The organism is Rhodoblastus sphagnicola, from assembly GCF_002937075.1.
GTDB lineage: Bacteria > Pseudomonadota > Alphaproteobacteria > Rhizobiales > Beijerinckiaceae > Rhodoblastus > Rhodoblastus sphagnicola.
This window is the reverse complement of the sequence record NZ_NHSJ01000102.1, coordinates 1-6354: the sequence shown is the minus strand read 5'-3', so window position 1 is coordinate 6354 and position 6354 is coordinate 1. Positions and strand designations below refer to the sequence as shown.

Below are 6354 nucleotides of genomic sequence, written 5' to 3'. Positions count from 1 at the left end.
AGTCGCCCACCCCGAATCGCGTTGTCGCTCCCTTGACAGAGCGGGAGCCATGCGTTTACTGGGCCGCTGCTTTTTGGACTGGGGACCGATGGCTATTTCGACGCCAAAATGGGGATATAGTCCAGCGCTGGATCAGCTCCGTTTTCTTGCCGCCACCTTGGTATTATTTCATCATTTCAAGCCTTTCTCGGAAATTTCAAAAGGGGCGAGCGGCCTGCGCTACATGGGCGACCTCTGGCTGCAACACGGCGGCGTCGGGGTTTCCCTCTTCATCGTCCTGACCGGCTTCCTGTTTTCGATGATCTTCGACGCCGGTCGGCTTCCGGTGCATTATGGGCGTTTCATCGCCAAGCGCGCGTTGCGCATTGTCCCGATGTACCTGATCGTCATGTTCCTGCTGATGACGCAGATCAGAGAGACCTGGACCGCAGGCGCCTTTCTGAATTTCGCCTTGTTTCAGGTCAACGCCGGCGACCATATGTCCGGCTTCGGCAATGATTTCCTGCCGATCGGATCGATCTGGACGATTGGCGTCGAATTCCAGTTCTACCTGATGTTCCCGCTGCTGATCGCCGCCGTCCCGGCCTACGACTGGCGCAGGATCTGCGGCGTGTGCTCGCGATCGTGCTGTTCCGGCTCATGCTCGGCGCCTGGACGCTCGGACCCGCCGCCTATTACAACATCTACCACACCATGCTCGGCCGTCTCGACCAGTTCCTGATCGGCATGGCGGCGGCTGCGGTGTTTGCCCACTATCGCGGCAGGATTTCCAAAGGCCTGGGCTTCGCCCTGGCCGCGCTGGCGCTGGCGCTGCTCACCGCCTGGCTCGCCATTTTCGGGCCGCTCAACTATCCGCTCAACATGCTGTCCTTCACCGTCGAAGCGCTTCTTTTCTCCATTGTTATCATCGGGTTCCACGCCGCCGGGGGTGTTCGCGGCCGGGTCGGCCGGGCCTTGGCGGTGCTGGGTTCGGCCAGTTACTCGCTCTATCTCCTGCATCTGTTCGTCGGCGCCGTGGTCTTGAAGCTCGTGAACCAATGGGCGCCCGACCTGCACATGGCCGGCTTCCTCCGCACGCTGCTGTTTGTGTTCCTGCCCTCGATAGCCTTGTCGCTGCTGACCTATTTCTCGATCGAGAAACCGTTCATCGAACTCGGCAAGAAGCTCGGCCCCAACGCGCCGACCGAGGTTCCCGCGCCGTAACGGCTCATCCCCGCGCGAAAACCGCGAAGGCCGCCAGTTGCTTGGCGATGAAATCCCTGGTCCCCTGGTCGGTCAGGTCGCCGGTGTCCTGGTCGAATTTGCCCGTCGCGCCGCCGACCATGACTTCCGGCGCGTTGAACACGCGGCCGTCGAGGAAGACGAAGCACTGCCGTAGCTGATATTGCATGCGCGCGCCGCCAAACGCGCCGGGCGAGGCGCTCTGGATCAGCACCGGCTTGGCCTTGAACGGCTGGTCCGGCAGGCGCGACAGCCAGTCGATGGCGTTTTTCAGCGCGCCGGGAATGGAATAATTATATTCCGGCGAGACGATGATCACCCCGTCCGCCGCGCGAATGGCCGCGCCCATGGCGGCGACGGCGGCGGGAAAACCTTCCGCCTGAAGGTCGGCGTCGTAATGGGGGAAATCGCGCACCGATCCGAGCGGGGCGATGGTCGCGCCTTCGGGCGCGAGGTTCGGCAGGGCGCGGGCGATGGCGCCATTGAAGGACGCCTTGCGCAAACTGCCGAGCAAAGTGACGAAATGAAGGTTTTGCTGCGCCATGATCTCTCCCGGGGATGACCGCTCCTGAAAAAGGCGGCGCGAGCGCCGCGCTCCTATAACGGTCAAGGTCGCGTCAGAGTTCCCGGCCGATACGCCTGCGCGCGCATCGGCCGGCGCGGTCCCGCCCGCGTTTCAGATTTGATAGACGAACAGGAAAATGCTCGCCTGATAAAGCAGATAGACGAGCGTGCCCACCGCCAGGACCAGGACTCTACTCTGGCGGAAGATGAAATAGGCGGCGAGGGCCGCAAGCAAGGGCACGATCCCCGCAAGCCTGAGCGTGCTGATGGTTTCGGCCGACAAGCCGATTCCGAACATGTGGTCCAAGACGATTCTCCTTCGAGTGCAATTTTCTAAGAGTCCTGTCTCCTAGAGTCGCTGGCGCGAAGCCGTCGCTGTCGTTTCAGCGCCCCGGTTTCGTGAGCCGATCCTTCCCTAGCGCGGAAAGCCTCGGCAAGACCATGTTCTCGAACAAATCCTCCTCCAAGGTCAGGGTGGCGATCACCGGCGCGCCGACGATCAGGCTGGTCGCCTTGCCCCAGAACACACGGGCCGGTTCGGTCTTGACGATTTGCGCCCAGGGAATCAGCAGCCGCCGCCGCAACACCAGCGCGAGCGGGAAGCCCGGCGCGAGAAAAATCCCGGCCTCGTCGGCGCCGACCGTCATGGCGTGGCGATAGAGCAACGGCCCGATCATCACGGTCTGGCCGGCGCGGGCGCCTTCGGGCATGGGCCGCGACGTCGTGAATATCCTGGCCAGATCGCGCCAGCGCCCGCCGCCGCGCCCGAAAACCCGTACGAGACGCGGCGCGGCCCAGGCCAGCGCCACCACCGCCACCACCAGCGCGTCCACGGCGAGATGGACATAGAACCCGACACCCGAGTCCATCACCCCACCTCTTGCGTGATCCAGCCCTCCGCCGCCGCGCGGCCGGCGTCGCGCAGTTTGCTGATGAAGGACCAGCTCAGATTGGCGGCGCTCTCCTCGGCCAGCGCCTCGATCTCGTTTTCGGCGGCGATGCGGTCGAGCCGGAATTTCGCCCATTTGCCGGAGGCGTCGCCGTTGGCGCATAGCGGCGCCAATTGCCTGATGGCGTCGATCTCGCGGTCGAGCGTCGAGCAGAAATTGATCTGGTCGATGCGCCGCTCGATGTCCTGCCGGCTGCGCGGCACGAAATCCGTGCGTTTGGGCGCGACCTGCACGATGAGAACCGTGCTCGCCTCGGTTTCGACCACCAGCGGGGTGAGCGGCGGATTGGCGACATAGCCGCCATCCCAGTAGAATTCGCCGTCGATGGCGACGCTGTGATGCAACAGCGGCAGGCAGGCGGAGGCCAGCACGCAATCCACGGTCATTTCCGCGCGCGTAAAAATCCGCAGGCCGGCGTCGGATACGCGCGTCGCGCCGATCAGCAATTTCGGCCCGGGGCTCTCGCGCAAAAGGTCGAAATCGACATGGGCGTTGAGCGCGTCGCGCAGCGGATTGAGATCGAACGGATTGAACTGATAGGGCGTCAGCGCCCTGGTAAAGAACTCCAGCGGCAGATGCGCGACTTTTGGCAGGAACAGGCTGGACTGGCTGACCCGGGTCCAGAAGCTTTCCAGGGTTTTGCGCGCCCCGTCGCGCCCGCCCGAGGCCAGACCCGAAGCGAGCAGCACGGCGTTGACCGCGCCGGCGCTGGCGCCCGAGAGCGCGTCGAGTTCGACGGCTTCCTCTTCCAGCAGGCGGTCGAGCGCCCCCCAGGTGAAGGCGCCGAACGAGCCGCCGCCCTGAAGCGCCAGGCCGAGCCGGCGCGGCGGCCAGCGCCGGCTGGTCTTGGGCGCGCGCAAATCCAGCGACGCTTTGATGAAATCCATAAAAATCCCTCGTCGGGACAAGATGGGGGCGGGCGCGCGCTACCGCAAGCTCCAGCTCTCCAGCGCCTCGCCGAACAAGGGCTGGGCGAAGCGCGGCAGTCCATCCGGGCGCCCGATGCGCCGCCAATAGGCGACCCACTGGCGGTCGCGGTGAAACAGCGGGACGGCGTAGAACCCCGACAGCAGCACCCGGTCGAGCGCGCGGGCGGCGACGACGAACCTTTCCCGGCTTGTCGCCCCCACCAAAGCCGCGATCATGGCGTCAACAGCCGGCTCCCGCGCCCCGGCGAAATTGTAGGAGCCCTCGCGACCGGCGGCTTCCGCGCTCCAGCGGTTGCGCTGTTCGTTGCCCGGCGAGGCCGAGGCCTGCCACAGCGCGAACGTCATGTCGAAATCGAATTTCTGGCGCCGGCGCTGGAACTGCACCTCGTCCACCAGCCGCACCCGCGCCTCCACGCCGATGCGCCGGAGTTGCCCGGCATAGGTCAAGGCGATGCGCTCCTGGTCGCGGCTCTGCGTCATGATCTCGAACGCAAAGGCGCGCCCGTCCTTGCGCAGCGCGCCATCGACCATGCGCCAGCCCGCCTGCCGCGCCAGTTTTAACGCGCGGCGCGCGATGTCGCGGTCGCGGCCGGAGCCGTCCGAAACCGGCGGCGCCCAGCGGCCCTCCATCACATCCTCGCGCACGGCGTCGGGAAAAGGCGACAGCAGCGCGCGTTCTTCGGCGTCGGCCGGTCGCCCGGAGGCGGACAAATCGGACTCGTCGAAAAAACTTTTGGTGCGCGTGAAAAGCCCGTCGAACAGATTGGCGTTGATCCATTCGAAATCGAACATCATCGCCAGCGCCTCGCGCAGGCGCGGATCGCCGAAATTTTCCCGCCTTGTGTTGAAAACCAACCCTTCCAAACCCTTGGGGCCGCCAACCGGCAGGGCTTCCACCAGCACATCGCCGCGTGTTCGCGCGCGGAACTCATAGGCCCTGGCCCAGCGGTGCGGATCGCTTTCCTCGTGGTAATCGATCAGCCCGGCCTTGAACGCCTCGAACAGGCTGTTGTCGTCGCGGCTGTAGAGAAACTCCACCCGGTCGAAATTGTAAAAACCGCGCGTGGCCGGCAGATCGCGGCCCCAGTAATCGGGATCGCGGCCCAAAACCAGCTTTTCGCCCGGCTTGACCTCCAAAACCTTGTAGGGACCGGAGCCGAGCGGAACGGCGAGGCCATTGTCGGAAAAAGCCTTTTCGCTGAGCGCATGGGCGGGCAGCACCGGCATCAAGGCGAGAATCAGCGGCAATTCCCGGTCATCGGCGCCGGTCAGGTCGAAACGCGCCGTGCGCGCGTCCGGCGTCGTCACGGCGGCGACCAGCTCGTAGGCGGCGCGGGTCTGCGGCCGGCCGTGCTGTTTCAACAGGTTGAAGGAAAACACCACGTCGGCTGCGGTGATGGCGACGCCGTCGGAAAAATGGGCGCGCGGGTCGAGGCGGAAGGTGACGAAATCGCGGGCGTCATCGGTTTCGATGCTTTCGGCCACCAGCCCATAGAGCGAAAACGGCTCGTCGAAATTGCGCGCCATCAGGCTTTCATAGACCGGCCCGATCAGGCCTTGGGCGGTCGAACCGGCGTTGACGCCGTAGGGGTTGAGATTGTCGAAGGCGCCGACCGCCCCAAGTTTGAGCACCCCGCCTGTCTTGGCGCCGGCGTCGGCATAGGGGAAAGCCTCAAAATCGGCGGGCAGGGCGGGCGGCCCATGCATCGCGATGGCGTGGGTGATTCGCGCCCCATCCTCCCGCGCGCGGGCCTGAAAACCGGGACCGGCGAAGCAGCAAGCGCACAGCAGCGCGAAAATCGCGGGCGAAAACCTCGGCATCCAGCAAATCTAAGCGAATCGGCGCGACAAGGCCAGAAAATCGCGCATCGTGGGAATTGGCGGCTGGAAAAAACGGGCCGAAGCAGATATGAAGGCCCGTCAATTAATCGCCTCATTTAGGGGCGAAGAGCGCGCGCCCTCGCTCGCGAATACCGAATGGTCTGGCCGAAAAGTTCAGCGTCGACGCGGTCGGAAATGAGGATCAGTTGAAAGGATTTCGGATGTCCATGACTCGCCTTGGTGTCGCATTTGTCGCGGGCGCCATGCTTGCTAACCCGGCCTTCGCCCAGGCGCAGAAGCCGGCGGCGCCGGCCCAGCCCGCCCCGGCAGCGCAGCCGGCCGCGCCGCAAGGTCCGATGAAGGTGGACTTGCAGCCCTCGCAGCCGACCTGGACCAAGGTCTGCGGCAAGGACCAGGCGGCCAACAAGGAAATCTGCTACACCACCCGCGATTTCGGCGCGAAAACCGACCAGCCGCCGGTGCTGGCGCTCGCCGTCTATGACGTCAAGGGCGATGAAACCAAGATCGTGCGCTTCCTGATGCCGGTCGGCCTGATGCTGCGTCCGGGCTTCCGCTTCGCCATCGACAAGGGGCCGGTGTCGGAAGGCGGCTACGAAATCTGCTTCCCCAATGGCTGCTTCGCCGAAGCCAAGGTGAAGAAGGACGTGGTCGACGCCGCCAAGAAGGGCACGACCATGGCGGTTTCGGTGAAGAACCAGGCCAATATGGAAGTGGTGTTCAACCTGCCGCTGGCCGGCTTCGGCGCGGCCTTCGACGGCCCGGCGGTCGATCCCAAGGTGCTTGAAGAGCAGCAGAAGAAGCTGGCGGAAGAGTTGCAGAAGCGCGCGGAAGAAGAGCGCAAGAAGCTG

At 64.7% G+C, this 6354-nt stretch carries 8 protein-coding genes; 3 read left to right on the top strand and 5 right to left on the bottom strand.

Going from position 1 to position 6354, the window contains the following annotated elements:
* Nucleotides 1-721, top strand: a 721-nt coding sequence (locus CCR94_RS26380; protein WP_146090061.1) for an acyltransferase family protein, incomplete at its 5' end; no start/stop codon positions are given.
* A complete protein-coding gene (locus CCR94_RS26375) occupies nt 613-1203 on the top strand; it encodes an acyltransferase family protein (protein ID WP_146090060.1) in 591 nt (196 codons plus the stop codon). The genes CCR94_RS26380 and CCR94_RS26375, both read left to right, overlap by 109 nt.
* A gap of 4 nt (nt 1204-1207) precedes the next feature.
* On the opposite strand, the gene CCR94_RS16825 is transcribed toward CCR94_RS26375, so the two are convergent.
* The 5 genes from CCR94_RS16825 to CCR94_RS16805 all read right to left on the bottom strand — a co-directional run bounded on the left by CCR94_RS16825 (nt 1208) and on the right by CCR94_RS16805 (nt 5485).
* Nucleotides 1208-1765 (bottom strand): NADPH-dependent FMN reductase, encoded by a 558-nt coding sequence (locus CCR94_RS16825; RefSeq protein WP_104509006.1) that lies wholly within the window; start codon nt 1763-1765, stop codon nt 1208-1210.
* A gap of 132 nt (nt 1766-1897) precedes the next feature.
* Nucleotides 1898-2092: a hypothetical protein gene (locus tag CCR94_RS16820; protein ID WP_146090059.1), complete on the bottom strand. Its 195-nt coding sequence runs from the start codon at nt 2090-2092 to the stop codon at nt 1898-1900.
* Between the two features lie 76 nt (nt 2093-2168).
* Nucleotides 2169-2654, bottom strand: coding sequence for a hypothetical protein (locus tag CCR94_RS16815; protein ID WP_104509004.1), 486 nt, complete (start codon nt 2652-2654; stop codon nt 2169-2171).
* Complete coding sequence (locus CCR94_RS16810; protein ID WP_104509003.1) at nt 2654-3622, bottom strand: patatin-like phospholipase family protein; 969 nt, start codon at nt 3620-3622, stop codon at nt 2654-2656. The genes CCR94_RS16815 and CCR94_RS16810 overlap by 1 nt, the downstream gene beginning before the upstream one ends.
* Nucleotides 3623-3661: 39 nt before the next feature.
* Nucleotides 3662-5485 (bottom strand): extracellular solute-binding protein, encoded by a 1824-nt coding sequence (locus CCR94_RS16805; RefSeq protein ID WP_104509002.1) that lies wholly within the window; start codon nt 5483-5485, stop codon nt 3662-3664.
* A gap of 221 nt (nt 5486-5706) precedes the next feature.
* Between CCR94_RS16805 and CCR94_RS16800 the strand changes: the two genes are divergently transcribed.
* Nucleotides 5707-6354 (top strand): invasion associated locus B family protein (locus CCR94_RS16800; protein WP_104509009.1); only part of this gene is annotated, 648 nt, incomplete at its 3' end.